This is a genomic window from Colwellia sp. MB02u-6 (assembly GCF_014077095.1).
Taxonomy (GTDB): domain Bacteria; phylum Pseudomonadota; class Gammaproteobacteria; order Enterobacterales; family Alteromonadaceae; genus Cognaticolwellia.
In genome coordinates this window covers 116,999-143,003 of the sequence record NZ_JACGVG010000037.1, presented here as the reverse complement: position 1 = coordinate 143,003, position 26,005 = coordinate 116,999, and the positions used below count along the sequence as shown (strand labels likewise).

General features: G+C 38.1%; 24 protein-coding genes. 7 read left to right on the top strand and 17 right to left on the bottom strand.

What is annotated here, in order from left to right; all coding sequences use genetic code 11:
* The first annotated feature begins 90 nt into the window (after positions 1-90).
* Entirely contained in the window at positions 91-564 is a 474-nt protein-coding gene (gene argR, locus H4J46_RS14565) for a transcriptional regulator ArgR (protein WP_182234173.1), read from the top strand.
* Positions 565-667: 103 nt separating this feature from the next.
* Here the strand turns inward: argR and H4J46_RS14560 are convergent, their stop codons facing one another.
* From H4J46_RS14560 to H4J46_RS14540, 5 genes are all read right to left on the bottom strand, one after another.
* On the bottom strand, positions 668-1,591 hold the full coding sequence (locus tag H4J46_RS14560) for a Dyp-type peroxidase (RefSeq protein ID WP_182234172.1): 924 nt from the start codon (positions 1,589-1,591) through the stop codon (positions 668-670).
* Between the two features lie 205 nt (positions 1,592-1,796).
* Positions 1,797-3,062: an ammonium transporter gene (locus H4J46_RS14555; RefSeq protein WP_182234171.1), complete on the bottom strand. Its 1,266-nt coding sequence runs from the start codon at positions 3,060-3,062 to the stop codon at positions 1,797-1,799.
* Positions 3,063-3,072: 10 nt separating this feature from the next.
* Positions 3,073-3,411 (bottom strand): P-II family nitrogen regulator, encoded by a 339-nt coding sequence (locus tag H4J46_RS14550; protein WP_182136611.1) that lies wholly within the window; start codon positions 3,409-3,411, stop codon positions 3,073-3,075.
* A gap of 516 nt (positions 3,412-3,927) precedes the next feature.
* On the bottom strand, positions 3,928-4,776 hold the full coding sequence (locus H4J46_RS14545) for an HDOD domain-containing protein (RefSeq protein WP_182234170.1): 849 nt from the start codon (positions 4,774-4,776) through the stop codon (positions 3,928-3,930).
* 114 nt (positions 4,777-4,890) lie between these two features.
* Positions 4,891-5,691, bottom strand: a complete 801-nt coding sequence (locus H4J46_RS14540) for a DUF2797 domain-containing protein (RefSeq protein ID WP_404851803.1) — start codon at positions 5,689-5,691, stop codon at positions 4,891-4,893.
* Positions 5,692-5,863: 172 nt separating this feature from the next.
* Between H4J46_RS14540 and H4J46_RS14535 the strand changes: the two genes are divergently transcribed.
* Positions 5,864-6,130, top strand: a complete 267-nt coding sequence (locus H4J46_RS14535; protein WP_182234168.1) for a GIY-YIG nuclease family protein — start codon at positions 5,864-5,866, stop codon at positions 6,128-6,130.
* A gap of 116 nt (positions 6,131-6,246) precedes the next feature.
* Entirely contained in the window at positions 6,247-6,963 is a 717-nt protein-coding gene (locus H4J46_RS14530) for a DUF3581 family protein (protein WP_182234167.1), read from the top strand.
* Between the two features lie 106 nt (positions 6,964-7,069).
* On the opposite strand, the gene H4J46_RS14525 is transcribed toward H4J46_RS14530, so the two are convergent.
* The gene (locus H4J46_RS14525) at positions 7,070-7,324 is read right to left on the bottom strand and encodes a PGPGW domain-containing protein (RefSeq protein WP_182234166.1); all 255 of its coding nucleotides are present in this window, start codon (positions 7,322-7,324) and stop codon (positions 7,070-7,072) included.
* A gap of 195 nt (positions 7,325-7,519) precedes the next feature.
* The gene (locus tag H4J46_RS14520; protein WP_182234165.1) at positions 7,520-8,053 is read right to left on the bottom strand and encodes a hypothetical protein; all 534 of its coding nucleotides are present in this window, start codon (positions 8,051-8,053) and stop codon (positions 7,520-7,522) included.
* 219 nt (positions 8,054-8,272) lie between these two features.
* Here H4J46_RS14520 and H4J46_RS14515 point away from each other — a divergent pair, with 219 nt between their 5' ends.
* Positions 8,273-9,151, top strand: coding sequence for a DNA ligase (locus H4J46_RS14515; RefSeq protein ID WP_182234164.1), 879 nt, complete (start codon positions 8,273-8,275; stop codon positions 9,149-9,151).
* A 40-nt stretch (positions 9,152-9,191) separates the two neighbouring features.
* Positions 9,192-9,806: a LysE family translocator gene (locus tag H4J46_RS14510; RefSeq protein WP_182234163.1), complete on the top strand. Its 615-nt coding sequence runs from the start codon at positions 9,192-9,194 to the stop codon at positions 9,804-9,806.
* A 100-nt stretch (positions 9,807-9,906) separates the two neighbouring features.
* Here the strand turns inward: H4J46_RS14510 and H4J46_RS14505 are convergent, their stop codons facing one another.
* The 8 genes from H4J46_RS14505 to H4J46_RS14475 form a co-directional block, all read right to left on the bottom strand.
* Positions 9,907-10,800, bottom strand: a complete 894-nt coding sequence (locus H4J46_RS14505; RefSeq protein WP_182234162.1) for a class I SAM-dependent methyltransferase — start codon at positions 10,798-10,800, stop codon at positions 9,907-9,909.
* A 111-nt stretch (positions 10,801-10,911) separates the two neighbouring features.
* Positions 10,912-12,336 (bottom strand): sodium-dependent transporter, encoded by a 1,425-nt coding sequence (locus H4J46_RS14500; RefSeq protein WP_182234161.1) that lies wholly within the window; start codon positions 12,334-12,336, stop codon positions 10,912-10,914.
* 186 nt (positions 12,337-12,522) lie between these two features.
* Positions 12,523-12,714 carry a hypothetical protein gene (locus tag H4J46_RS17385; RefSeq protein WP_259365888.1) on the bottom strand — a complete coding sequence of 64 codons (192 nt, stop codon included), beginning with the start codon at positions 12,712-12,714 and terminating at the stop codon, positions 12,523-12,525.
* A 406-nt stretch (positions 12,715-13,120) separates the two neighbouring features.
* On the bottom strand, positions 13,121-13,357 hold the full coding sequence (locus H4J46_RS17380) for an HDOD domain-containing protein (protein WP_259365887.1): 237 nt from the start codon (positions 13,355-13,357) through the stop codon (positions 13,121-13,123).
* 73 nt (positions 13,358-13,430) lie between these two features.
* Positions 13,431-15,125 (bottom strand): M28 family metallopeptidase, encoded by a 1,695-nt coding sequence (locus H4J46_RS14490; RefSeq protein WP_182234160.1) that lies wholly within the window; start codon positions 15,123-15,125, stop codon positions 13,431-13,433.
* 246 nt (positions 15,126-15,371) lie between these two features.
* Positions 15,372-15,851, bottom strand: coding sequence for a winged helix-turn-helix transcriptional regulator (locus H4J46_RS14485; protein ID WP_404851799.1), 480 nt, complete (start codon positions 15,849-15,851; stop codon positions 15,372-15,374).
* Between the two features lie 246 nt (positions 15,852-16,097).
* Positions 16,098-18,659 (bottom strand): EAL domain-containing protein, encoded by a 2,562-nt coding sequence (locus H4J46_RS14480; RefSeq protein WP_182234158.1) that lies wholly within the window; start codon positions 18,657-18,659, stop codon positions 16,098-16,100.
* Between the two features lie 121 nt (positions 18,660-18,780).
* Entirely contained in the window at positions 18,781-19,068 is a 288-nt protein-coding gene (locus tag H4J46_RS14475; RefSeq protein WP_182234157.1) for a hypothetical protein, read from the bottom strand.
* Positions 19,069-19,415: 347 nt separating this feature from the next.
* Between H4J46_RS14475 and H4J46_RS14470 the strand changes: the two genes are divergently transcribed.
* Complete coding sequence (locus H4J46_RS14470; protein WP_182234156.1) at positions 19,416-20,255, top strand: isopenicillin N synthase family oxygenase; 840 nt, start codon at positions 19,416-19,418, stop codon at positions 20,253-20,255.
* An 85-nt stretch (positions 20,256-20,340) separates the two neighbouring features.
* Here the strand turns inward: H4J46_RS14470 and H4J46_RS14465 are convergent, their stop codons facing one another.
* Positions 20,341-23,544 carry an efflux RND transporter permease subunit gene (locus H4J46_RS14465; RefSeq protein ID WP_182234155.1) on the bottom strand — a complete coding sequence of 1,068 codons (3,204 nt, stop codon included), beginning with the start codon at positions 23,542-23,544 and terminating at the stop codon, positions 20,341-20,343.
* A gap of 2 nt (positions 23,545-23,546) precedes the next feature.
* Positions 23,547-24,764, bottom strand: a complete 1,218-nt coding sequence (locus tag H4J46_RS14460) for an efflux RND transporter periplasmic adaptor subunit (RefSeq protein WP_182234154.1) — start codon at positions 24,762-24,764, stop codon at positions 23,547-23,549.
* 728 nt (positions 24,765-25,492) lie between these two features.
* On the opposite strand from H4J46_RS14460, the gene H4J46_RS14455 reads away from it, so the two are divergent.
* A complete protein-coding gene (locus H4J46_RS14455; RefSeq protein WP_182234153.1) occupies positions 25,493-25,960 on the top strand; it encodes a TerB family tellurite resistance protein in 468 nt (155 codons plus the stop codon).
* Positions 25,961-26,005 lie beyond the last annotated feature (45 nt).

Below are 26,005 nucleotides of genomic sequence, written 5' to 3'. Positions count from 1 at the left end.
AATAAAAATTATGAAATAATACTTAGGTCTTAAGTAAGTATTATATATCAATAATAGTCGACCCTAATTTTTATCAAGTAGTGGACCTATATGAGCGGACAACAAAAACAAGAAGCTTTAGTACAAGCATTCAAAGATTTATTAAAGCAAGAACAATTTAGTTCACAAGCTGATATTGCCGAAGCCTTAAAATCTCAGGGCTTTGAGAATATTAGCCAGTCGAAAGTATCGCGTATGCTAAGCAAATTTGGTGCGGTACGAACGCGTAATGCCCGGCAAGAAATGGTTTATTGCTTGCCGGCAGAATTGGGTATGCCTACGGCTAAAAGCCCACTCAAACAATTAGTACTCGATATTGAGCACAATGACGTTATGGTGATTATTCGAACAAGTCCTGGTGCGGCGCAATTAATCGCGCGCTTACTCGACAGTTTAAGTAAAAGTGATGGTGTACTCGGAACTATCGCTGGTGATGATACTATTTTTATTGCCCCGACTAACGTTAAAGCAATTAAACAAACCATTGTTAAGCTTGAAGCATTATTTTTGAAAAACTTAACGTAAATTTTAATGCCGGATTAGGTTTAATTATTAGGCTTAATTAGGTGTCGCTCAACGCTATATTTATCTGCCAAACAATATAGCGTTGGCACTAAAATGCCCAGTATTAGTTACCAAGCTGTGCCAAAACATTTAAGCTAGGTACAAAAAATGCGGCCCCCGTTTCCGCTTGTGTATACTTGAGTAGATGATCACTATGGCCATCAGCATCACCAGCAATCATACTTTTTAGCATTAATTCAAAAGGCTCAGGCGAGTGACAATAAGCAACGAAGAACAAGCCTTGCAGCTTCATATCACCATACGGCATGCTTTGGCGTAATATTTCAAGGCTATTGCCTGCACTGTCTTTTAAATTAACCCGCTTAATATGTGAAGATGGCGCTTTATTTTCTTCTGAATACTCTTCATTGCTCACCTTAGTACGTGAGAAAACGTCTTCTTGTTCTTTAACTTCCAATGAGTTCCACAAATTTAAGTTATGACGATAACGCTGGATATGCAAGTAACTACCGGCAGAAAATTCGGCATCTTGTGCGTCAGTAATCAGCGCAACACGACGACGGTGATGGCCTTGTGGATTTTCAGTGCCATCAACAAAGCCCGTTAAGTCTCGACCGTCTAAAAAGCGAAACGCTCGAACTTGCTCAACCAATTCAACACTATTCGCTAATAACTGACAAACTTTTGTCGCAACAATATGATTTACGTCAGCTCGGTCACCACGAATTTCGATATAAAGATCATAATTATTTCCTGGAGCGATGCGGTCTTCTACCGCCATTTCTGGAAATTGACGTAAATGCTTAGGCCGTCCTTGCGGGTAAAGTTCATCCCAAAAGTTTGTGCCAATCGCAATAACGCCAGCTAAATTGGCTTCTGAAAAACGATCAGCATATTTATCAAATAAGGCGGGTAAACGCGATAGTGCTTTACGTAAAAATAAATTTTTATCATCTAACGCATTAAATAATAAATAATATCCGTGAAGGCTGGGCTCTGCACAAACACCAAACTGCTCTCTTGCCATCTAACAATCCACTCATAAACATATCCGTTAATAACTTAATCTTACACACTTTATGACTAATGGTAGTAAAACTTTGATAAATATTTCAAACCCTTGCTCTGTTATACATAATCAAGCTGAGTGTTAGCCATTAAAATAATAAAAGCCTGTGTAAGTTAATACACAGGCTTTTTAATATTTCAATTACTTAATTAACTTAAGTTATTTAGCCACGAGTAAACTCTGGATAGGCTTCCATACCACAATCAGATTGATCACAACCTTCATATTCTTCGTCTTCGCTGACTCTGATACCGATAACTTTTTTCAGCACAAACCAGACCACAAAACTTGTAGAAAACACCCAAACGAAAATGGTTGCAGCACCAATTAATTGCCCGCTAAAGCTTGATGCACTATTGGTTAACGGCACTAATAATAAGCCCAGTAAACCAACCACGCCGTGTACTGAAATAGCACCCACTGGATCATCAATTTTTATTTTATCTAAACTGATAATAGATAACACCACTACAATACCTGCGATAGCGCCAAACAATGTGGCCTGAATAGGTGTGGGTGTTGATGGCTCAGCCGTAATAACCACTAGCCCTGCCAAAGCACCATTTAGCGCCATGGTTAAATCGGCTTTTTTAAAGAGTAATTTCGCTAAAACTAACGCCGAGATTGCGCCAGCCGCCGCTGCTGCATTGGTATTTAGAAACACCATAGCAACTGAGTGTGAGCTAGCAATATCGCCAAGCTTCAATACTGAACCACCATTAAAGCCAAACCAGCCCATCCATAAAATAAATGTTCCTAAAGTTGCCATTGGCAAGTTTGAGCCTGGTATTGCGTTTACTTGGCCATTTTTACCGTATTTACCTTTGCGTGCTCCTAACAGTAAAACCCCTGCTAATGCCGCGGATGCACCTGCCATATGGACGATACCCGAGCCAGCAAAATCAGAAAAGCCCAGTTCAGATAGGGTATATAAACCAAAAACAGCATTACCACCCCAAGTCCAGCTTCCTTCCATTGGGTAAATAACGCCCGTTAACACTACCGCAAAGGCTAAAAAAGCCCATAGTTTCATACGCTCAGCTACTGCACCAGAGACAATTGACATGGCAGTGGCGACAAAAACTACTTGGAAAAAGAAATCAGATGCTGCGGAATATATTGCTGCACCGGTAAAGCCATCTTCTCGTGCTGAAAAGTTTTCTAATACCTTAGCGGGATCAACCGTTTCAATGCCTGATAAGAACATGCCGCCACCATACATAATGTCGTAACCAACAAATAAGTACATCATGCAAGAAATCGCATAGAGCGCGACATTTTTAGTCAAAATTTCTGTGGTGTTTTTGGCTCGAACTAAACCGGCTTCTAACATTGAAAAGCCTGCCGCCATCCACATTACCAAGGCCCCACAAATGAGGAAATAAAAGGTATCCATTGCATACTGAAGTTGAAAAATATTTTGTTCCATGATTTTGCTCCTATATCGCTTCTACATCTTGTTCACCGGTACGAATTCGCACGGCATGCTCAAGGTCATAAACAAATATTTTGCCATCACCAATTTTACCTGTATGTGCTGCTTCCGCGATGGCATCAACTAACCGTTGTACAACATCATCATTTACCGCAATTTCAAGTTTCACTTTTGGGAGAAAATCTACTTGATATTCAGCTCCCCGATATAATTCGGTATGCCCTTTCTGGCGACCAAAACCTTTTACTTCACTGACCGTTAAGCCTTCAATACCTATTTCAGAAATAGCCTCTCTGACGCTATCAAGCTTGAATGGCTTTATAATTGCACTTACTAGTTTCATGTTGTTATTCCCTAATTGTCATTGACTAATACATATCAATCTTCATGCCAATTAAAATATCTCATAAAAACAAGTAGATAAGAAATCACAGGTTAATACTCCCGCACCACGATAGTGCGTATGAAATTTATTTGTCAGCTACTGGTGCAATATTTTCAGCAAGAGAAAAGCTCCACACAATGAAACAGAGCTAAGTGAGTAAGACTTAATAGATAGCGTTGTCTGCAAGCTAATACATCAGGCATAATGTAAAAACTAAAGACCTAATTGCATTAAGCTAACGGGTGCGATTTTCAGTGAGGTATTAGAGGCGGACAGTAAGCAGAACTGTTAAAGTTTTCAGTGCGATATTAAACCTGATACTCAGGGAGCAGTTGAGGTTTTTTTAAACCAAGAGGCTATTAAAAAATGTCGCCGCTAGCGCTTACTTAATGGCTAGAGACTTATATTGATACTGGTAAAGTATCAATATAAGTTGTGGTTAATGTCGCTATAAACAATGAAATGGCATCACAATTAAAAAATCATTGCCGCGCCTGGATTTATAATGGCCAACATACTTAAACGCTCAAAGTCACAAAAATTGAGCGCCTCTTGTATCGTGTTTTCATCTATCGGTAATTGCTGCAAGGCATCTTCGCTTAATAACAACTCAATAGGGTGTGAGCTACAATCAAACTGGCTCAACATAATGCGTTTTGCTAGATACAAGAGTTTAATTTCATCTGTGCTGTAAGAGAAATCACTATTGTCTTGATTACGAATAGGTTCGATAATGCTATACGGTAATTGCCATTGCTTTAAAAGTTCAGCGCTGCACTCACCATAGGTGAAACCGAGCTCATGATATTGCTTGTCCCAAGGCAGTTCACTTGAAGAAAAGCGGTTAGCGCTTGATACTTTTTCTGGAGATATTTGCTGAACAACAAGCTCACCCAAGTTATGTAGTAACCCAATAATAAACAAACGTTCAGCATTGGGGATATTAAGTTTGCTGCCGATATATTTGACAATGAGCGCACAATCAACACTTTTACACCAAAAGTCATCTAAATAGTCATGTTCAACATTCAGCTTTTTAAAGGTGCGGTTAGTAAAAAAAGCTATCACTAAATTATAAACTTCAGTAATACCCAACACGAGTAAGGCTTTAGAGATAGTATCAATTTTACCCGGATAATTAAAAAATGAGCTATTGGCAAGTTTTAAAATGGTTGCCACTAATGCTGGGTCCAAAAGAATAACATCGGCAATATCGTCAATCGTTGACTGTTCATCATCAATCAACTCTTTAATGCGGACAAAAGAGTCTGAAAGTACAAATATTTCACCAGCTTCTTGTGCATAATCGTTCACATTCTTCATAATGATCCTCACATCTCTTTTATCGCTATAACTGACGTAGCTGTATAATTAAACTGACCCGTAATAATCAAAAGTATGCTTTAGCTTAGGTAAATTTATTATCCTTGGCAATAATTAACTTACCTGCAAACTAACATGATATGAAGTAAATTTACGTAAATTAATCACACCCGTTTCAAAAATCAAATATTGCCCTTTTATCCCCAGTAAAATACCTGAAACTTCTGGTGTTTTATCAAAATTAAAGGATGATATTTTTGTTAAATATTGCTTAACGGGGAAATGCAAGTTAACCACATCTTCATCCAACTCAGTCACAGCATCAGCACCATATTTTAAGCTCACACTTGCCAATTTTTCGGCTATTTTAGGCTTAAGTTCTTCAGCAATCACTTTTAAATCTATCGCTTCTGCACTGCCTTTAAGCATTGCCCGCCAATTGGTTTTATCCGCAATAAATTCAGCCAAAGCAACTTCTACTAACCCTGATTGTAAGCGTGTGCTCACTTTAAAGATAGGTAATGCTTGAGTAGCCCCCTGATCAATCCAACGCGTTGGGATTTGTGTATGACGGGTAATGCCAACCTTTAGACCTGAGGTATTGGCGAGATAGACATAATGCGGGATCATACAATTACTTTCGCCCCATTCTGGCTCTCGACAAGTGCCTTGTTCAAAGTGGCAAGTTTCTGGTTTCATAATACACATGTCACATTGCGCAAGTTTTTGCATACAAGGAAAACAATAACCTTGAGCATAACTTTTTTTAACTTTTTTGCCACAATGCTGACAATCTATATGACCACTAAAATTCAGCGTTAGGTGCTTGCCTATTAGTGGGTTTAACTCAACTTCTTGCTCACCGAGCACCATACGGTAATTTACCGTACCATCTGCCGCTAAATCCGCACGCATTTTGCGTAAAGCACCTGTTTCTGTTTGCAACATATCTCAACCTATTATTTTTTCAGGCGCTAATAGTATTAAAATCGCCAACTAGCAGCCAGTATTAATTCATTTTTATCTCGAATACCAACCAAAAAATTGCGAAAATGAATCATTAGTTCTCTGATCAGACTTTATTACTATGTGGTACGTTTATTTTCTTCGTTGTGCCGACAATAGCCTTTATGCAGGTATTACCACCTCACTTGAACGACGGGTACTTGAGCACAACGAAAGTAACAAAAAAGCAGCAAAATATACTCGAGCTCGCCGTCCGGTAACTTTAGTTTACGCTGAATCTCAACCCAATCGACAACAAGCAAGTCGCCGCGAGTATCAACTGAAGCAACTTAACAAGCATATTAAAGAACAACTGGTTTATAGCTATTCGCTGCAGCTGTTAGCTTAAAGGCCCTACTTTTACTGGTCTGCTTTGTCAGTTAAATATTAATAAACTTCGATATTGACTAAGCATACTGATAGAATAACACCGATTTCAATAGCTTAAAGTGATGACAAGACTCCATGTTTTTAGAGAATTATTGCCGAATTTCGGATGATAAAATTAGTTTCACACGTCAACAGGCGAGTGATTTTGCTAAACAAATTGCTGACGATTTTAATCCTCTACATGACATAAACGCTAAACGCTTTTGTGTTCCAGGTGACTTACTGTTTTCATTAATATTAGAGCGCGCAGGATTGCACCAAGAAATGAGCTTTAGATTTTCTGGTATGGTCACAGACGCAACTACCTTAAATATTCCAACAGAAATTAGCAGCACAGCGCGTATTATTGACGATAAGCAAAAAGAATATTTGAATATGTCAGTTGCCGGTAATTACACAAAAAACACTAAGTCGATTGAAGCGTTAACGCGTGCTTATGTTGAATTTTCAGGACATACTTTTCCACATATTCTGGTCGACTTAATGCAAAAAAACAAGGTGATGATCAACCCAACTCGCCCTATGATTATGTATGAAAGCATGTCTATTAAACTTGATAAGCTTGATTTTCAAGATATCACCTTACGTTTATCTTCAACCACTTTAGCGATAGAAGGCAAGCGCGGTAACGCCTGTTTATCATTTGATTTAGTTTCGCAAGAAAAAATCATTGGCCACGGTAAAAAGTTCATGCTACTAAGTGGTTTACGAGACTACTGCCAAGAGACCGTTGATAATATTGTCACGCAATATAATCATACTAAAGCCCAGTATATCGCCCAGAAAATTTAACGTTATATAATAAAAGTGAGTCATGGATATTAAAGTTAATGACTCACGACCATTAGACTTTAAATTAATCATTATGCAAGCGGTTACAATCACATCTCACCTGCTATTAACGACGTAATTTTCTCCCCAACCAAGACAAACCTTGATCTGTTTTTACTGCCGCTTGACGAAAGTAGCCTTGGCTTTTTTTTAAGCCTATTTTTGCCCAAGGGTATTCCAAACTTAACATCGCTAAACCCAGTGGTATAAAAATCACAGCAGGGCCAGGCAATAAGATAAAAACAATACCGAGCAATAAGCATAAAAAACCTAGTATAACACTTGCTATGCGCTTCATTTTTAACCATCTATTTTTTTGCATACCTTAAGCCCTCCTTACTGTTAACTTGTCTATTTAACAAGCCTATTTACCAAGCCTATTTAACAAGTTAAAAGCAAAAGCTGTTCCAAAGATAATTATCATTAGTTATCAAATAACTAAATTAAAAACACCTTAAAGTCATGATACTAAAATGGTGTAAACGACAATCAATTAGTGAATATTACAAACACAAGCTTAATAGCTTTTTTCAAATTCAGTTTGTTGGCTACGCTTGTCTTCAATACATAGGGCAAAATGTTGTAGAGATTTAGGTCGAGCACACTTTTTCGCGGGTTGATAAAATATCAGCCAAGCCCGTAACTTTTCACCTTGATACTTTGAACGTATCACTAGAGGGTTATGGCTAGCAAAAGGTACTAAAGCTTGACTATTTTTGTGTAGCTTAAGAGCAGCGGATTGGCTATGGGTTTTATTTTTTGTTTTCTTATTAGCGGGCTTTTGCTTTGATTTTTTCTCTCGCTTAGACTTGGATTTAGCTTTAGCTTTAGCTTTAAGTTTACCGGTTTCACAGCGCCACCATCTATCGCGTGCTTTAGCTGCTTTGCTCGATAAACTATGACTGCGTTTATGTGTATTGGCTTGGCGTTGTTGCGCTTGAATATTATCAAGTTTTTGACGATAGTCTTGGCAGTGTTTTTTCCCAGCTGTCGCCAAAAATGAAGCGCATAAAAGTATCAACATGAGGCTAGAAAGCATTATTCGTTTCATCGACTATCATCCATTAAATTTTATTTTATGCCAAAGTGTAGTCAACATTGAAGAAATTTCGACCTTAAACACTTGTTTTCCTGACGTATTATTTAAGTGTTTTTTAAGTAAGTAAGCAAACGAATAGCCCAAAATTATGAAATGCTTCTATACTCTCTTTAAAACTTCTCAAGATATTCGTTTTGATTATTTGGGCTCAGTTACTGAAAAGGAACAAGGATGTTTCAAGCAACGACATATCAACAAATTTTGTGCTTTAACTTTTTAATCTTCGCATTCCCCTGCGTACTTGCACAGCAAGCAAACGTAGAAATAAAAAAACCACAAAAGCCCCAGCTACAGCTGGCTACTAAATATCAGCAGAGCGCGGTTATTGAAGATTACTGGGTAAGCGAGAAGTTAGACGGTGTTCGCGGATATTGGACTGGACAACAACTATTAACCCGCAATGGTAATGTCTTGTCACCACCGGGTTGGTTTATTGAACATTGGCCTAACATAGCTATGGAAGGTGAACTTTGGAGCGGCCGAGGACAATTCCCCCAAATCAGCGCCTGTGTAAGACGCAAACACTCAGATGGAAAATGCTGGAAAAAACTTAAATTAATGCTTTTCGACTTACCCAATCACAGCGCTAATTTCACGCAGCGTATTGTGACCATGAAGCAATTAATAGCAAGTAATAGCTCTGCTTACCTAGCGATGATTAAACAAAAAAAGCTAGCCAGTAATATGGCTTTGTATGATCTGCTGAATCACATTGTTGATCATAATGGCGAAGGCTTAATGCTGCACCTAGCATCAGCAAATTATCAAAGTGGCCGTAGCAAGAGCCTATTAAAACTAAAACTATATCAAGACGCTGAAGCGCTAGTCATTGCGCATACGCTAGGTAAAGGAAAATACCAAGGTTTACTGGGCGCGGTTAAAGTAAAAACCCCCGAAGGTATCACTTTTAAAATAGGCACAGGCTTTTCTGATCAGCAGCGCCAGCAACCACCAAAAATTGGTAGTATAATAACCTATAAATACATTGGTAAAACACAACGGGGTGTGCCAAAATTTGCCAGCTTTCTTCGCATTAAAAATCAACATTAGTCCCACAAATCAACTTAACTAATCTAAGGCGCATTAAATTATGGAGTTTCATTTATGGCTATCACTAGTGGTTATTTGTATTCTTGGTGCCCTTTCACCAGGCCCAAGTTTGGCGGTAGTGATTAAAAATACGTTAAATGGTGGTGCAAACCAAGGTTATGCCACCGCCATTAGTCACGGCTTAGGTGTTGCGTTATATGCGGCAATAACCGCAACAGGTATCGGCCTGCTTATTGTGCAATCACCTATGTTGTTTTCAGCCATAAAATACGCTGGTGCCGCTTTTCTAATATATTTGGGTATTAAAGCGCTAATGAGTAAGCAACAAAACATTCAGTTTTTCCAACAAGGTAAAACACTAGAGCCAACTATTAATGGTTGGCGAGATGGATTTTTAATTGCTTTTTTGAACCCTAAATTAGCGATTTTTTTTCTTGCCTTATTTAGTCAGTTTGTTGATCCTAACGCAGGTTGGCAGCAAAAAGCTGTGATGACTGCCACTGTCGGCATTATTGATATGCTGTGGTATGTCGTTATTGCTTTTATGATGTCACGCGGGCCTGTTTTAGAAAAATTACAAGCCAATAGTCATCTGGTAGACAAGGTTACTGGTAGCTTTTTGATTTTATTGGCCGCACGCGTGGTGTTAAATTAAGACTAGATAAAGTGGACAGAAGTCCACTATTGAGATAAATAATAATAAGGTTTGCTTGACCCATAAACTAAACAAGTAAACTAGACAGAAAAATTGAAATCTACGCGGTTGGTTTATATATAAAATATAAACATTTCAATCCCTTACCTTGATGCGCCTCTTTAAATACTGCTGGTGTATTCAGTTGATATTGGAAAATGCACTCAGGGCATTCTCTGACAACTTCAGCCATTAAAAAATCAACATTAAGATCAGGGGAGTTTAAGCACAACAATACATCACCATTATCTGACATTAGCTCAGGCAAGCGACGAATAATTTTCTTATAGTCTCTGACAATATCAACACTACCTTTTTGAAAAGATGGCGGATCGCAAACTAATAACTGATAGGGTCCATATCTTTTCAGACGTCCATAAGACTTAAAGATGTCAACACCTTCAAAAATAACTTTGCTGAGATCTTGTTGGTTTAATCGGTGGTTTTCTCGACCTTTAGTTAATGAACTTTTACTCATGTCGACGTTCACCACTTTACTGGCATTACCAGCCAATGCCGCAACAGAAAAAGCACAAGTATAAGAGAATAAATTTAATACCTGCTTATTTTCACTATGCTTTTGAACCCAGTCTCGGCCATTACGCATATCCAAAAACAAACCCGAATTTTGCGCTTTACCTAAACTAATATGGTATTTCAAGCCAGACTCTAGAGCACACAAGTGAGTGACTTCCTGCCCCCAAAGCAACTCACATGGGGCAAATTGACGGCAGCGGTATTGCACTTGAATTGATTGACACTTATCGGTCAAAGTCTGTAAAGTCGCTACTTGTTCTGCTAGCCAATTAGCTTCAACTTCTTGATATAAACTGATCAAAATAACGGGTTCAAACCAATCAACATTGACATGTGATAATGCGGGGTATGCATGGCCACGACCATGAAATAATCGCTGGCTTTCACTAAAATCAGATGCGGAGATAAATTCAATCATTATAAGAAGCTCTAGCTAGAAAAAATAAGGCCGGATAATAACAAATTATCCGGCCTTAAGTATTATTTAACGTGTTTTATTCGTCTTAAATTATGCTAGCTTAGCAAAATTTTAAAAGCCAAAGATGCTATAGCCAAAGAATTTTTGCACCACGGTATTGATAAAGATACCAAAAACAATGACAGGGATAAAAGTACCTAAAGAGAAGTTAATATACTTTTCGGCCCAAGACCCTATATAGTTTTCATTACCTATCGCTAGCTCTTGGGATAAATTAAGTTTCTTCCATCGATAACTAACAAATACACATAATAAAAAGCCATTCAAGGGTAAAATAGTCTCATAGAAAACATCATATACCACATCGAAAAATGACCTCACGCCACCAGCATATGAGGTAAACTCGGTAAAGAATGACACCATACCAAACGACAAGGTAGCAAAAATAGTGAGTAGCCCAGCACTCATCAATAATATTGACAATGCTTTCTTACGACTGTGTTTTTTCTCCGTGACTAGATAAGAAACCGGTACTTCTAAAATTGACACTAGCGAGGTGATGGCGGCAAAGAAGACTAAAGTAAAGAAAAATGCCGCGACAGTACTCGCGCCGATGTAACCGATTGAGCTTTGTAATGCTAAAAATATTTTAGGTAAAAAGGTAAAGATTAATGACACTGAACTATCACTTAATTCAGCTGGATTAACGTTGGGATTAAATGAGAATACCGCGGGTAAAATCATTAAGCCAGCGATAAATGCCACTGCAGTATCGGTCAGAGCAACAAGTTTTGCTGAGCCAACAATATCAGTTTTACGGTCAATATAAGAGCCATAAGTGATTAATATTCCCATACCTAGAGACAAGGAGAAAAATGCTTGTGATAAAGCGCCATTAATTACCGATGGGGTAATTTTAGCAACATCCGGAATTAAAAAGAACTCAACACCTAAAAGCGCATTCTCTAGTGTTAGGACATAACCCACCATAATCAGTAGCATAATAAACAAGGTTGGCATCAATATTTTTGAGGCGCGCTCAATACCATCTTTAACACCTGCTACAAGAATAAAGTTAATAATGGCTGCCACGACAATCATACCGACAAATAAGTAGGGGCTATTAACAAACTCACTAAAGCCGCTATTACTAGCTAAATAATCTAAATTACCGCTTAGCGTCAGCACAAGATAGCCAAAAATCCATACCGTTATTACCATATAAAATATAGCAATCATAAAGGGCGTTAACACACCAAGAAAACCTGCTGCCCCCCAAGCTTTACTACCGCCACTTAGCGCTTTGTAAGCCCCAACCGGTTCTTTCGCCGTTTTACGGCCAACAGCCATTTCAGCAACCATCACAGGTAAGCATATAAGTAAAACAAAAACAGCGTACATTAATAAAAATGCACCACCACCGTTTTTGGCCGCATTCACTGGAAAGCCAACCAAATTACCAATACCAACTGCAGAACCTGCAGCGGCTAAAATGAACCCTAAGCGGGAACTGAAATGTTCTCTTTCTGTACTCATAAGTATCCTTCGTTGTATTTTTTTAGGGCTAATAATTATAATTTTTACTTCACAGCGCCCGTTTTCTTATTGAGGTAACTTTTATTAACTGATCGATGCTAGCAGGCTTTTTTAATAAAGTCTTGTTTTTAACCGCAGCATTTATTGAGTAGCCTGTATAATATTTTTTGCACCTGTTAAGCCGCATTAACCATAAAACTTAGCGTTGATAATATTGAAGATATTATCGGTTTCTATTGTCGCGAAATTTGCCGCAATTTCTAAATCATCTGTTGATATTTTCAAGGCCTGACATAGTGTTGCATCAATACTATCATCGTAACTAAAAATCTCAGGATGACACGCGACTAATGCCAATCCTGATACTAAATACCACACGTGGACATCTTTATTGAGTTCAATATTATGGGCATTATTATAATGGCGAATAGGTAAAATTATTTTTCTGGTAACTGCTAAATTTTAAGTAACTCAGCAGAAACTTCAGCGTAACTAAAACCCAATTGCTGTTGCTGTAGTTGCCAGGGTAATACATCCGCATTATAAGCTTTGCTTTACTAACGCAGGCGAAATTTTAACAACAATGAGCTCGCCAAAATTTTGTAATAAGCCCGCAACAAATAGGCGTTCTATATCTTGAATTACCGGTGGTCATTGCTAAGTTTTTTGTCACTAAACCACAAAGTGCGCTAAAACACCAAAAGCGCTTTAAATCGATCGATTGATTTGAAAAGTGCTTAAAGGCTGTCGCAGCTTCATCGACTAACATCAGGTTGTAAATAGCTTACGTACCAATAATAGTAATGGCACGTGAAATGGTACTGATCTCACCGGGCAAGCTATAAATTGGACTATTAGGCATTGGTAATAAACGCGATGTCATCGAGGGATCCACACTGATAACATTGACGAAATCTTCTAGCGTAGAACCCTCATTTTCCATCAAGGCTTTTATTTTAAAACACACGTCGGGTAAGGCAAAAGAACCATTGGCTTGCTGGGCATATTTAAGAGCATTCATTAATTCATAAATTCCTTATTTAAGCGTTTCTCAGCTGAATTTAATCGCCCTAATTAAAACCTTATCAGTTTATTTATTGCCCAAATGTTGTGCCAAAAAAATCACCTCTATGCCACTGTGGTCGCGCCACTTGGTTAGCAATTTCCAAACCTATCATCATATTAACCAATGCAAAGTTAGCCGCCGCTTGGTAATTTATCGGTAAGGTGATTTCGTCACTGTGTTGGTGATAATGATTTTTCAAGAAATCACCAAATACCGCACCACCATCAATACTTGTATCTGTTGATTTAAAACCTGTCATTAAAAATACCGATGGAATGCCAACCTTAACAAAGCTGTAATGATCACTACGGGTAAAAAGTGCCTGTTCTGGCATGGGGTCTTCACTCAGTTCTATATCGATTTTCTTTGCTGCTGTCGCAACAATCTTCCCCATCGTTGAATGAGTAGAGCCAAAAGCGATAACATCAGCAAAGGGATATAAAATTAATGGCATATCCAAATTCACATTGGCGACTAATTGCGACACAGGTATGGTGGGATTATTGGCAAAATAACTTGAACCTAGCAAACCTTTTTCTTCGCCGGTCACGACAACAAACAACACTGAACGTTTTGGCTTGATTGGCATTTGTGCTAATAAACGTGCGGTTTCAAGTAAAATGGCTACACCTGAAGCATTATCTAAGGCGCCATTATTGATAATGTCTTCATTGTCACTATCAGCGCTTATACCAATGTGGTCAAGGTGGGCACTAAATACAACATATTCGTTTTTTAATTTTTCATCGCTACCTGTAACTGCAGCGATAATATTAGGGCTGGTGATCTGTTCATGACGAGAGCGGTTTTTCAAGGTAACTTGATAAGGCAAAGCAAAACCTTTAATGGCCTTGTTATTGGTGTCATCAGCATAAATATCAGCTAGGGTGCTTGCTGCACCTACAAATAACGCTTCGGCTGCCTCTTGGGCTATATAAGCTCCTGTTATAATTTTTTCTTGTTTACCAAACGGCATATTATCTTGAGTAAGCCAGCTGACACTAGGCGCTTTTGCATATTGCGCCGATTTTTCAAAACTGCGCACTTTTTCACGTTTGGGACTGTGTATCGTAATAAAACCAATAGCACCATGTTCTGCAGCATGTCGACTCTTCTCGGCATTTGAGCCGATATGTGCACCTTCTTCAGAGGGTAAATCATCAGGTCGGCCAGTTAAAGCAACAACAATTTTGCCATTAACATCAATGTTTTCATAATCGTTATAACCAAACTCTGCAGATATAACCCCGTAACCAACAAACACGGTTGGGGCGGTAATCGCCGTTTCATTTTGTAAACTTGAACCTGACATTAAAAAATCGGTCAAAAAATCCAGTTCAATGTCGCCCTCTAAGCCATGAATAGTTGCTTGGGCAGAGCCGTCAATAAGATAAGTTTTACGAAATCGGACTTGCTGTTCAAAACCGAGAGACTCATTGGTTATATTGTTCCCTTGTGGAGTTAAACCCAGTTGCTTAAAATCAGATTTCACATAGTTGGCCGCAATTTGATAACCACTACTACCGGTATCTCTACCCTGTAAGGTGTCATCAGCCAGAAATTCTATATGGGCTTTAATATTGTCAGCATTAACCTCACTAGATAAGTCTTTTAGGTTAATTTGCAAGGGTGCAGAGGTTGGCTTATTACAGCCAAATAAAGCGATGAGGGCCAGGGCAACTAGGCTTGATTTTTTGATTATCTTTGATGGGCATATATTCATGGTATTTCATTAACCTCTACCAATTGGACACTTAAATTACTTGCTAATTGGGCAATTAATGCAGTCATTTGGTTTTATTATTTTATAATTACATTTTGGCCTATTTAGCAATATACCTTACTAAAATTGGCTAAAAACATCTAAGACACTATATCGACTGTCATATAAGAAAACTAGTTCCACATTACAAAAGCAAACACTGGCTAAACCAAGCAGTGTTAATATAACTTTGCAAGCTTGTGCTTGTTAGTCGAAAATAGGTATACCCGAGTAACGCTTTACATGCTCCACAACCACATAAGTATGGGTTTGAGAGACTCCTGGCAAGTCAACAATATTACCTAATAGTATTCGATAGGCTTCCATGTTTTCAAAACGTAATTTTAATAAATAATCAAAGCCACCAACCACCATGTGACATTCAGCTACTTCTTTAATTTCAATAACCTGTGCACGAAATTTATTAAATATATCCGCAGTGGTACGATCAAGGGTCACTTGAATAAAAGCTGTCATGCCATACTTTAACTTACTGGCATTTAAAAAAGCACCATAGCGCTCGATATAGCCTTCTTGTTCAAGACGTTTTACACGCTCTAAGCATGGGCTAGCACTTAAATTGACCCGTTGTGCCAGTGTACTATTTGAAATCCGACCATTTTTTTGTAAAGCATCTAAAATAGTTAAATCGATACGGTCTAAGGTTTTAGCTTTGCTACTTGTCATTGTCATTGTCATTTTCAGTCAATTTTATGGTTAATCACTTTATTTACAGCATAAATTACCGTAAACAGCTAAAAAACTCCAACACATTCAAATTTTAGTTCATTTAAACACAGATCAAAAATAACCCTTATGATGATAAAATAATTATTATGGCTAAGGTTAGATCTAAAAAATCCACACATAAGATCATTATTAGTGGACTTTTACCGCATTTTTCTTTTCATACTAAATACTAGAGTTTAGCTTTCACTGAAAAAGGCTAGCTATTTCTTCGGCTGGTAACGGTTTGAAATAGTAATAACCTTGACCATAAACACAGCCCATGGCTCTTAATAATTGTGCATCCGATTCAAGTTCAATACCTTCAGCCACCGTCTCCATATTTAAATTTGCGGCTAAATCAATAATAGTTTTAATGATCGCTTGATGGTTACTTTTCTCGTGCACACTATTGATAAAAGAACGATCAATCTTTATCACATCCATTGGAAAACGATGTAAATAGCTTAAACTCGAATAGCCGGTACCAAAATCGTCAAGCAATATTTTCACACCCATTTTGTTCAATAACCGCATATTGTTGAGCACAACATCACTATTGTCTAACAAAGCTCGCTCAGTCAACTCCACACGAATTTGATGCGGCTGCACACCCGTTTTATCGATAATAGCTTTAATATCTTGCGGTAAATGTAAACTGAAAAAATGATTACAATATAAGTTGCAACTAACATAAAGTTGATCTGAGCCTGAATTCTGCTGCCACAGTTTCAGTTGTTGGCATGATTTCTCTAGAATTTGTAAATCAATCGCCATCACTAAATTGGTTTCTTCTGCTAGTGCTATAAAATCATTCGCTAACACAAAACCACGCTTATCACTTTGCCAGCGCGCCAAAGCCTCAAAGCCAACGATCTCACCGTCAACAAGTTGTACTATAGGTTGAAAGTAAGGTATAAATTCCTGATTATCAATGCCCTCTCGAATATCAGCTTCCAGTGACAAGGCGTTTTTCATTTTTGTATGCATACTTGAGTCAAAAACCTCAAAGCGCCCTTTACCGTTATTTTTTGCGTGATACATGGCTATATCAGCATCTCTGAGCATAGAATCAGCGCTGATATAGCGTTCGTCATTAAATAACACCCCTATGCTGGTACCTATAAATATGGTCTGATTTTCAATGATAAATGCTGAAGATAACAAGGCTGTTATTCGATCGGCAATTTCATATGTTTTAGCAATGCTCTCTATATTTTCTATTAAAATAACAAATTCATCACCACCTAACCGCGCAGCAGTGTCATTGCCTCTGACCACATCAACTAACGCTCGAGCAATTTTTTGCAATAAAAGGTCACCTGCTTGATGGCCTAAATTGTCGTTGACTATTTTAAAGCGGTCTAAATCTAGGAAAAAAACAGCAAATTTAAATTCTGGTTGCCGTTTATTAAGGGCAATAGCCTTATTTAATAGTTCAATAAATACGGCTCGATTAGGTAAACCGGTGAGAATATCGTGTGAGGCAGCATGCTGCAGTTTTTTTTCGGCTGCTTTACGCTGTTTAATTTCGTCTTCTAAATCGGCAGTGCGCAGCTTTACTTGGTGTTCTAACAGTTCATGCGCTTTGCGCTCATTATAAGTAATTTTACGCCGATTCATCGCTGAGGCCACATGCCGTGAAACAAATCGCAATAACTCAGCATCTTGTTCAGTAAAGCATATTGCTTGCTGGTAACTTTGTAAAACCATAGCACCGAGCATTTCACCCGAATGAACTAATGGCACACCAAGCCATGATACAACATTAACATCTGGCTTAATGGTTTTACCTTGTTGATGTAACGCGAACATAGCTTGCTGATCTAGCAACACAGTTTCGCCACTTCTTAAGACTAATTCAGTAAAGTGGTTTGACAGTTTTCTTGGTTGATAATCTTGCTCGGTGCTATTACAACCATGGTCGAGGAGATAAGCAAAAAATAGTTCATCATCTACCTGGTTATAGTTAGCAATATAAAAATTTTCTGCATTAATTAACTGTCCAACAATGTTGTGCACCATGTCGTAAAAAGTATCAATATCTAAATCGGAATCATTGGTGAGTTCTGAAATTCGGTATAACGACTCTTGCAGTAACTCCGCTTTCTCTCGATCGCGAATTTGTGCCATTAGTTCTTGCGTACGTGCATTAACCGCGACTTGTAATCGCTCTCGATCCTGTAAGCGTGTTAATGCGGTAACAATATGTTGAGCGGCAAATTCCAGTAAATCTCGTTCATACTCTTGATAGCGGGTTGCTGCAGAATAACTTTGCACGGCCATAAGCCCAATAACAAAACCATCATGTATTAAAGGCACACCAAGCCAATCGATGCCTGTGGCTCCGATAGACTTAATTTTTTTTTCTTGCGCTAGTTGTGCAATAACTTCTGGTGTCGCCAATAAAGCTTTTCCTTGTTCAATAACGTAGTTTGTCATTGAACCTTTAAAGTCATCCATAGGGTAAACACCCAGAGCCATTTTGTCTTTTTCATCAATATGATAAACAATCTCTAAGGTGGATAATGTTTGTTCATATAGCACGATGTAAAAGTTATTGGCACTCATCACAGTAGCAATCGCGTGATGAACTTGTTTAAAGAATTCACTCAGCTCAACACAATCAATTGATAATTGGTTCAGTGTCAATAAGGTGGTGTAGCGGTCTTGAAGCTTTTGATACTCGTTCAGTAATGTAAGAGATTCTTTTGCCGAATCTGCATTTAAATTAGCTAATGGATCTAATGAATCTAATGAACTCGTCAACTTTTACACCATACCGCACAGTTAAATTTTTATTATGGGGGGCAGGTTATATGTCCCGATTTTTTTAAATACACTTTAAAGTAACAAAAAACAGGTAATACATATAGCTAAAAATTTGCTTTTACTGGCTAATTTTTTGAGACTCAACAACTTCTGCTTTATTGCCACAAACTCCAGCTTGTTTGTCGTCTCGATAGTAGCGAATATCAATACAATCTTGTTGGTATCTGCGTTCCAACTCTGTGCGTATCAAAGGTTTATTTTTAGTGTTAATAATTTTTTTATGCAATGACTGACATTGCTGTACTTGCTCTGCGGCTATGGTTACATCTTCACAAGCACTATTATTGATACTACATGCTGAAAAAAACACCACGAAGGAAACTATCATAACCAGGTTTTTTATCATCTTACTTCTCTTTTATTTACAAAATTAATTTATAACCAATAATAACCGATGGGTTAGATGGTTATGAACAATACAATATCCCTGTGTTAGGTAAAAACTGTACAAACTCGATACACAGTAAGTTATTTAACCTAAAGTAAAATAAGCATTATTACTGGCTTTTTCACCAACGAGAGTCAATTCGCCACTTTTCCTTTAACTTATATATCGGTAACTTATGTATTTGTAGCTAGCGTATCTTTAACTGGAAGATATGATACTTCTGGTACACATAGATGGATCAGTTAGCGAAAATTATTTCAATAGGTATAATACCCAAGATAAAGATTAAGCATTAGGGAAATATTATGCAAGTACAAGTTATTGATTATCAGGCAAGTGATGCCGCAGAAAAATTTGTTGAAAGTTTACGAAATACAGGTTTTGGTGTGTTAACTAACCATCCAATTCAACAAGCTTTAGTCGATAAAATATATCAAGATTGGTATATCTTTTTCTCTCAAGAGGAGAAACAAAGCTTTGCCTTTGATCCTGAAAAGCAAGATGGTTATTTTGCCCCTGAAATATCAGAAACCGCCAAAGGTCATAACAAAAAAGATATTAAAGAATATTATCATGTCTACCCTTGGGGACGCATTCCAGCACAACTGAAAACTGATATTCTTAATTATTATAAAATGGCTTCAGATCTAGCGAGTGAGTTACTTGATTGGGTAGAAAAATGTAGCCCACCAGAAGTCACTAAACACTATTCTGAGCCGCTGTCGCAGATGATTAAAGATACGCCAAACACCTTGTTACGCATTCTCCATTATCCACCATTAAACGGTACAGAAGAACCCGGCGCTATTCGTGCCGCCGCACACGAAGATATCAACCTGCTTACTATTTTACCCGCAGCCAACGAGCCTGGTTTACAAGTAAAAGCACAAGATGGTGAATGGCTAGATGTGCCAGCTGACTTTGGTCATTTAATTGTTAATATCGGTGATATGCTGCAGGAGGCATCGCAAGGCTATTTTCCATCAACCAGTCATAGAGTGATTAATCCAACAGGGGATAATGCCACTAAATCACGTATTTCTTTACCATTATTCTTACATCCACGTAATGAAGTGGTCTTGTCAGAAAAGCACACTCATGCGAGTTACTTATTAGAGAGATTAAAAGAGCTGGGCGTAAAATAATAGCTGATAAATTAACTAGCTTAACTTAATAAGAAGCCATCACATTGCGATGGCTTCTTTAGTTTTAAGTTTTAAAACGTTATCCCTACAAGCTTTCATTGCTAATATTATTAGACACTGGCGCCTGAGCTAAAGGCACTTCTTTATTGCGCTTAAATAATACTTTAATATCTTCAACAATAAGGTAAAGGCAAGGAATAAGTACTAGCGTTACTATCGTGGCAAATAGCACGCCAAAAGCTAGTGACACCGCCATTGGAACCACAATTTGTGCTTGTGCACTCACTTCAAAGAAGATAATCGGCACTAAACCAATAAAGGTAGTAATTGACGTTAACATGATGGCTCTAAATCGTTTACTACCCGCATGCATCACTGCATCTTTTAAGCGTTCGCCACGTTTTCTAGCATTGTTAACATAATCAACCATAACGAGTGAGTCATTCACCACTACCCCGGCAGCTGCTAGTATTCCCAAAACAGATAAATTACTTAAGTCCATCCCTAAAATAAAGTGGCCAATAACTGCGCCAATAACACCAAAGGGAATAACCACTATAATCATCAGCGCCTGTGAATATGACTTTAACGGTATCGCTAGCAATGAAAATATAATCATTACTGAGATGACAAAATCGCGTAATTGATTATCTGCACTATCCATTTCTTCTTGAATACTGCCGGTTACTTCACTGTTAACTTGGGGATATTTTCTTAACAATTCTGGCATGAAATTATCTTGAATATCATTAGCCACTTTAAACGGTTCGACCTGATTCGCATCAACACTGGCCCAAACATTAATAGTACGATTACCATTTTCACGGCGGATACTTGTCACACCATCTTGTAAGGTAATAATCGCCAGTTCAGATAAGGGTAATTCCGCACCATTGGGCGCTAGTATCATCACATCATCAACATGACCCACAGAGCTGCGTTGCTCAAGCGGGTATCGCACCATAACTTTCACTTCTTCACTGTCACGTAAAATGCGCTGCGCTTCTAAACCATAAAAGCTATAACTCACTTGTGAGGCAATGTCTGCTAAGGTTAAATTCAAACTATAGGCTAGCGGCTTTAATTCAAATTGCACCTCTTTAGCACTAGTTTGGCGGCTGTCATTGACATCACCAATGCCCTTAAGTGAGTTAAGCTTAGTTTTTAATTCTTTTGCTGCTGCGAGTAATTCTGCATCATTTTGACTTTCTAATCTAAAGGCAATATCACCATCTTCTCGGCCACCACCAAATAAATTGTCTCCTATGGTGAATGATTTAACGCCGGGATAATTTGGAATAGCTTTACGCCATAAATCAGCCAGCTCAAAAGTATCCATCGGCCGTAATTCAGGTATCACTAACTTCACCATTAACTGGCCACTGGTTCTGCTGCGCAAATCAACCTGCATATCAGAGATCATTGAATTACCGTATTGCTCGGTAATTTCTTGATCAATGCGGTTAATAACCCCTTGAATATTTAGCAAGGTATCTAAGGTCGCTTGTTCAGAAGCATCAACATTCATTTCCACAGTAACACGCGGAAAATCATGTGGAATTTTAGGCTGGCCAACAAAACGAACAAAACCACCACTAAACAAACCACCACTGATGAGCATTAAGCTAATAAAAAACATTAATACCCCATAACGATATTCAATAAATATCGCTAAAGCCGGGCTATAAACATGCTCAATAAAGCTTTTTAACTTGCTATCAATCCAGGCGCGTAATCTATCAATCGGATTTTTAGGGTTAAATGCTTTCATTTTCATTTTAACTAAATGCGCAGGTAAAATAAGTTTAGATTCGATCAAAGAAAAAATTAAACACAAAATCACCACAGAGCCAATAGCTTTACCAAACGCTGAAGATGGCCCTTCACCAAAAAGAAATGGCAAAAATACCGCAATCGTTGTTAAAACACCAAAAGTGGCCGGCATAGCAACACGCTTGACTCCACGAATAACGTTGTCGGTACTATGGCCATGTTCTTCAATTTCTTCATGAGCACTCTCCCCCATAACAATCGCGTCATCAACCACAATGCCTAATACTAAAATGAAGGCGAACAAGCTAATAACGTTGATGGTGACGTTAACAAACTCAAGTGGCATGACGAATAAAGTACCGAGGAAACAAACCGGTAAGCCCATCATGACCCAAAAAGCCAAGCGCACGCGCAAAAATAGCGCCAACATTAAAAATACCAACACAGCACCACTTTTCATGTTGTCTACCATCATGTTTAAGCGACCTTCGAGGTAGTAAGTCATGTCAACCCAAGTTTCTAACTTGACCCCTGCCGGTAATATTGCTGACTTTTCTTCAACGTATTTTTTCACCACATTGGCAATATCTGTGATGCTTTGGTTATCAGCGGCACCAATAAATAAGGTGACTGAGTTTTCACCGTTGAACTTAGAATATTGTAGACCTTCTTCAAAGCCATCAATAATAGTGGCAATTTCGCCTAGCACAATACGCGTGCCATCGGCTAAAGTTACCACTGGAATTTGTTCAAACTCATACCCTCGATAAGCTTGATTTTCTACCCGTAGGTTAATATAGCCATTTTCTGCACGGATTTGTCCCGCTGACATATTACGAGAAGAACTGCGCACCGCATTGGCGATATCATTAAAACTTAAGTCATACTCTCGCAGCTTATCTTTGCTGACTTCAATCGAAATTTCATAATCTAAACCACTAAATAAATCAGAGATATTAACCGCAGGCAGTTGCTGAATTTCATTATGAACTTTACGGCCAAGCTCTTTTAATTCGCCGTTGGTTAGATCGCCATATAAACTCAGATACATCACTTCTTGACGAAATTTTTCCCGCTCGACTTTGATTCGCTCCATGCCATCAGGAAAGCTAGAGATTGAGTCTATTGCTGATTTAACTTCTTCCAACACGACTTGAGGATCATAATCTAACTCAACTTCAAACCAACCGTTAGAAAAGTTACGGTTTGAATAAGTAATAACACGCTTAAGGCCTTGAACCGTATCCAATGCCTCTTCAATTTTAATGGTTATGCCTTCTTCAACTTCTTGTGGCGCGGCTCCAGGGTATGGCGCTGTGTAGGAAATCCAATTGATCTTAACTTGCGGAAACATTTGTTTGTTGATGGTTTGAATGGTGAGTAAACCACCCACTAAAATAAAAATCATCAATAAGTTGGCGGCGACACTATTACGAGCAAACCAAGCTATAATACCGCTATGTGTGTCAATACTGTGGTCAATTTCAGCCAATTTTTTAGGCTTAAGAGTGCTCATGGTTATTCCCCTGAATCACTGTCATTTAAAGCAACTTGCGACTCACTTGCAATATCATCTTCTGACTGATCATTAAGCTTGTCAGCTTGGTCAGTAATTAACGCTAGTTTCATCCCGTCAACTGGGTAGTCAAGCGCTGACACAATCAGTTGATCGCCATCAGCTAAACCACCTGAAATAATGACATTTTGGCCATCTTCGCGAACAATTTTTACTACTGAGTAATGTAATTTAGATTCACTGTCCAACAGCGCAACGCGACTATTTTCAACTAAGTAACGCGGCACACTGGCCGCTTGTGCTATAGCTGCCCCTAAAATTTTTGCCTTAACATAAGCACCAAAGCGTAGTGGTGTTTTTTGATTGTTATCTCGTAGAGCATAAGGGTCAAAAATTTCAGCCACTAGATAACTCATGCGACTTTTGCTATCAATAACACCTTCACTGCGGACAATTTTCGCTGCCCATAAGGTCTCACGGCCAGCAAATATGCCGGTTAAGTTAACACTGGCGTCTTTACCTTGTGCAATTAAAAACTCTAATTGATTATCGGCAACGGGTAAACGTACCTCAGCAATGGCGGTACCGAGTAATTTACCTATCATACTACCGGTACCAACAAACGAACCTAAGCCGACATTGCGGCTGTCGATCATCGCATCATAAGGTGCTCTAATTTCGGTACGTTCTAAATTACGTTTAGCGCGTAGAATAAACGCTTGTGCCGATTTTACTCGTGCTATTTCTTGGGCTAATTGCGGTTTACGTAAACTCAACGGCGTAGGCGCTGCATCAGTAATACGTTGCCATTCTTGCTCAGCAACTTGCCCTTGTGCACGTTCCTGTTCTAAGGATGCCTGTGCTGATGCCATGGTTGCTTGGGCTTCAATGAGTGCCGCTTGATAATCGCTGGGATCTATACGGGCCAATAGCTGACCTTGCTGAACAAACCCACCACGAACAAACTTTTCTGATAATTCAACAACTTCTCCACTGACTTGAGCGACTAATTCAGTTTCATATTTGGGTTTAACCACACCGTATGAATCTACGAGTAAGGTCATTGGTGCAAGTAAAATCGCTTCAACAGCAACGATAGGGGCATTATTGACAACAGCTTTTTCTTCCGGTGGTGTTTTCATACTTGAGAATAAAAAGAAAATTAAAAAACCGGCGATTAAAATGACTATAGGTATAATTATTTGTTTTTTCCGTATCACGATTTCGTCCTCGTAAAGTCTAAATAGTTGTAAATATTAATTTAATTGCCAATAGGATACAGAAATTACTGGCTACAAAACTAACAAAGTTGTAAAAGCTTATTACAATTTTCGCGCCGTTTTTCAAAGCACCCCAAATTATAATAAAATAACAATATATAACAACAAGTTAAAATAATTTCTTATTATAAAAAACAAATAAGGCCTCAAATTAATAGTGACTTTAATAATATGTTAGTTTTTTTCACTATTAAATAAGATTTTATAAAAATTTTTAGTCAAATTGATTAATATAAGAATTACCTTTGGATAAACACCACAAAACTGCGTTTAAGCACTACTTTTGTACTTATTGACCCAAAGTTAGGATAAAGCCAAAGAAATGATGACTGCCAACCCTCACTTACCAATAAACCCACTGAGTATAAACGCAGGTAATACACACCATAATCAAAAAATATTCAACATTAATATTCAACATTAATATTCAACATTAATATTCAACATCAATACATCGAAAAAGGTACCAAAGATCACTAACAACAAAGGTAAAAACTTAGCATTAACAATACTACCGTCCTTGTTAGTAGCTTAATTATCCGCAACCAACGCACTTGAGGTAAGCTATGCATACTCAGGGTGACAATTTTTTATTAAAATAAGTTAATTAAGCACTTGCAGCTAAAAGTAAGTACATTAGTATTCATCATCAAAAAAGAGAGTAATTTATGTTGTCAAAAATTAGTGCCTTTTTCCAATTATTAGGCGAAGAAAATGATCAGCAAGCAGATCAGTTAAGCTTAGAGATTGCCTGTAGTGTATTGTTATGTGAGGTTATGCTTGCCGATGGTCAACTTGATAAAGCTGAACAACAAAAACTCAAGGATATTATTGCCAACCAATTTCAATTAACTGGCGATGAAGTCACGGAGATCATAAAGCACTCGCTCTTACTCTGTGAACACGCCACAGATTTTTATCAATTTACCTCTAAAATCAACGACAATTACAGCCTTGAACAGCGAGTAAAAATGATAGAGCTTCTATGGCAGGTCGCTTATGCCGATGGCGAACTCGATAGCATTGAGGAGCACATTATTCGTAAGATTGCCGATTTATTGCATTTACGACATAGCGAATACATTCAAACCAAACTAAATATGCAATTAAAAGCAGCACAGTTAAATAAAAATTAGTCCCAGCATTGAAAGTTATAGTTAACTTGCGGACAAATCGGTTAT

Bases quoted from the DNA above. Each gene is read 5' to 3' on its own strand.
- argR (WP_182234173.1), top strand. From the start codon at position 91: ATGAGCGGACAACAAAAACAAGAAGCTTTAGTACAAGCATTCAAAGAT.
- H4J46_RS14540 (WP_404851803.1), bottom strand. From the start codon at position 5,691: ATGCGTGCGGATTTAGCGGCAGATGGTACGGTAAATTACCGTATGGTG.
- H4J46_RS14465 (WP_182234155.1), bottom strand. From the start codon at position 23,544: ATGAGCACTCTTAAGCCTAAAAAATTGGCTGAAATTGACCACAGTATT.
- H4J46_RS14535 (WP_182234168.1), top strand. From the start codon at position 5,864: ATGTGGTACGTTTATTTTCTTCGTTGTGCCGACAATAGCCTTTATGCA.
- H4J46_RS14475 (WP_182234157.1), bottom strand. From the start codon at position 19,068: ATGATAAAAAACCTGGTTATGATAGTTTCCTTCGTGGTGTTTTTTTCA.
- H4J46_RS14500 (WP_182234161.1), bottom strand. From the start codon at position 12,336: ATGAGTACAGAAAGAGAACATTTCAGTTCCCGCTTAGGGTTCATTTTA.
- H4J46_RS14550 (WP_182136611.1), bottom strand. From the start codon at position 3,411: ATGAAACTAGTAAGTGCAATTATAAAGCCATTCAAGCTTGATAGCGTC.
- H4J46_RS14520 (WP_182234165.1), bottom strand. From the start codon at position 8,053: ATGAAACGAATAATGCTTTCTAGCCTCATGTTGATACTTTTATGCGCT.
- H4J46_RS14470 (WP_182234156.1), top strand. From the start codon at position 19,416: ATGCAAGTACAAGTTATTGATTATCAGGCAAGTGATGCCGCAGAAAAA.
- H4J46_RS14560 (WP_182234172.1), bottom strand. From the start codon at position 1,591: ATGGCAAGAGAGCAGTTTGGTGTTTGTGCAGAGCCCAGCCTTCACGGA.
- H4J46_RS17380 (WP_259365887.1), bottom strand. From the start codon at position 13,357: ATGAATGCTCTTAAATATGCCCAGCAAGCCAATGGTTCTTTTGCCTTA.
- H4J46_RS14555 (WP_182234171.1), bottom strand. From the start codon at position 3,062: ATGGAACAAAATATTTTTCAACTTCAGTATGCAATGGATACCTTTTAT.
- H4J46_RS14515 (WP_182234164.1), top strand. From the start codon at position 8,273: ATGTTTCAAGCAACGACATATCAACAAATTTTGTGCTTTAACTTTTTA.
- H4J46_RS14525 (WP_182234166.1), bottom strand. From the start codon at position 7,324: ATGCAAAAAAATAGATGGTTAAAAATGAAGCGCATAGCAAGTGTTATA.
- H4J46_RS14530 (WP_182234167.1), top strand. From the start codon at position 6,247: ATGTTTTTAGAGAATTATTGCCGAATTTCGGATGATAAAATTAGTTTC.
- H4J46_RS14545 (WP_182234170.1), bottom strand. From the start codon at position 4,776: ATGAAGAATGTGAACGATTATGCACAAGAAGCTGGTGAAATATTTGTA.
- H4J46_RS14455 (WP_182234153.1), top strand. From the start codon at position 25,493: ATGTTGTCAAAAATTAGTGCCTTTTTCCAATTATTAGGCGAAGAAAAT.
- H4J46_RS14490 (WP_182234160.1), bottom strand. From the start codon at position 15,125: ATGAATATATGCCCATCAAAGATAATCAAAAAATCAAGCCTAGTTGCC.
- H4J46_RS14485 (WP_404851799.1), bottom strand. From the start codon at position 15,851: ATGACAAGTAGCAAAGCTAAAACCTTAGACCGTATCGATTTAACTATT.
- H4J46_RS14510 (WP_182234163.1), top strand. From the start codon at position 9,192: ATGGAGTTTCATTTATGGCTATCACTAGTGGTTATTTGTATTCTTGGT.
- H4J46_RS14505 (WP_182234162.1), bottom strand. From the start codon at position 10,800: ATGATTGAATTTATCTCCGCATCTGATTTTAGTGAAAGCCAGCGATTA.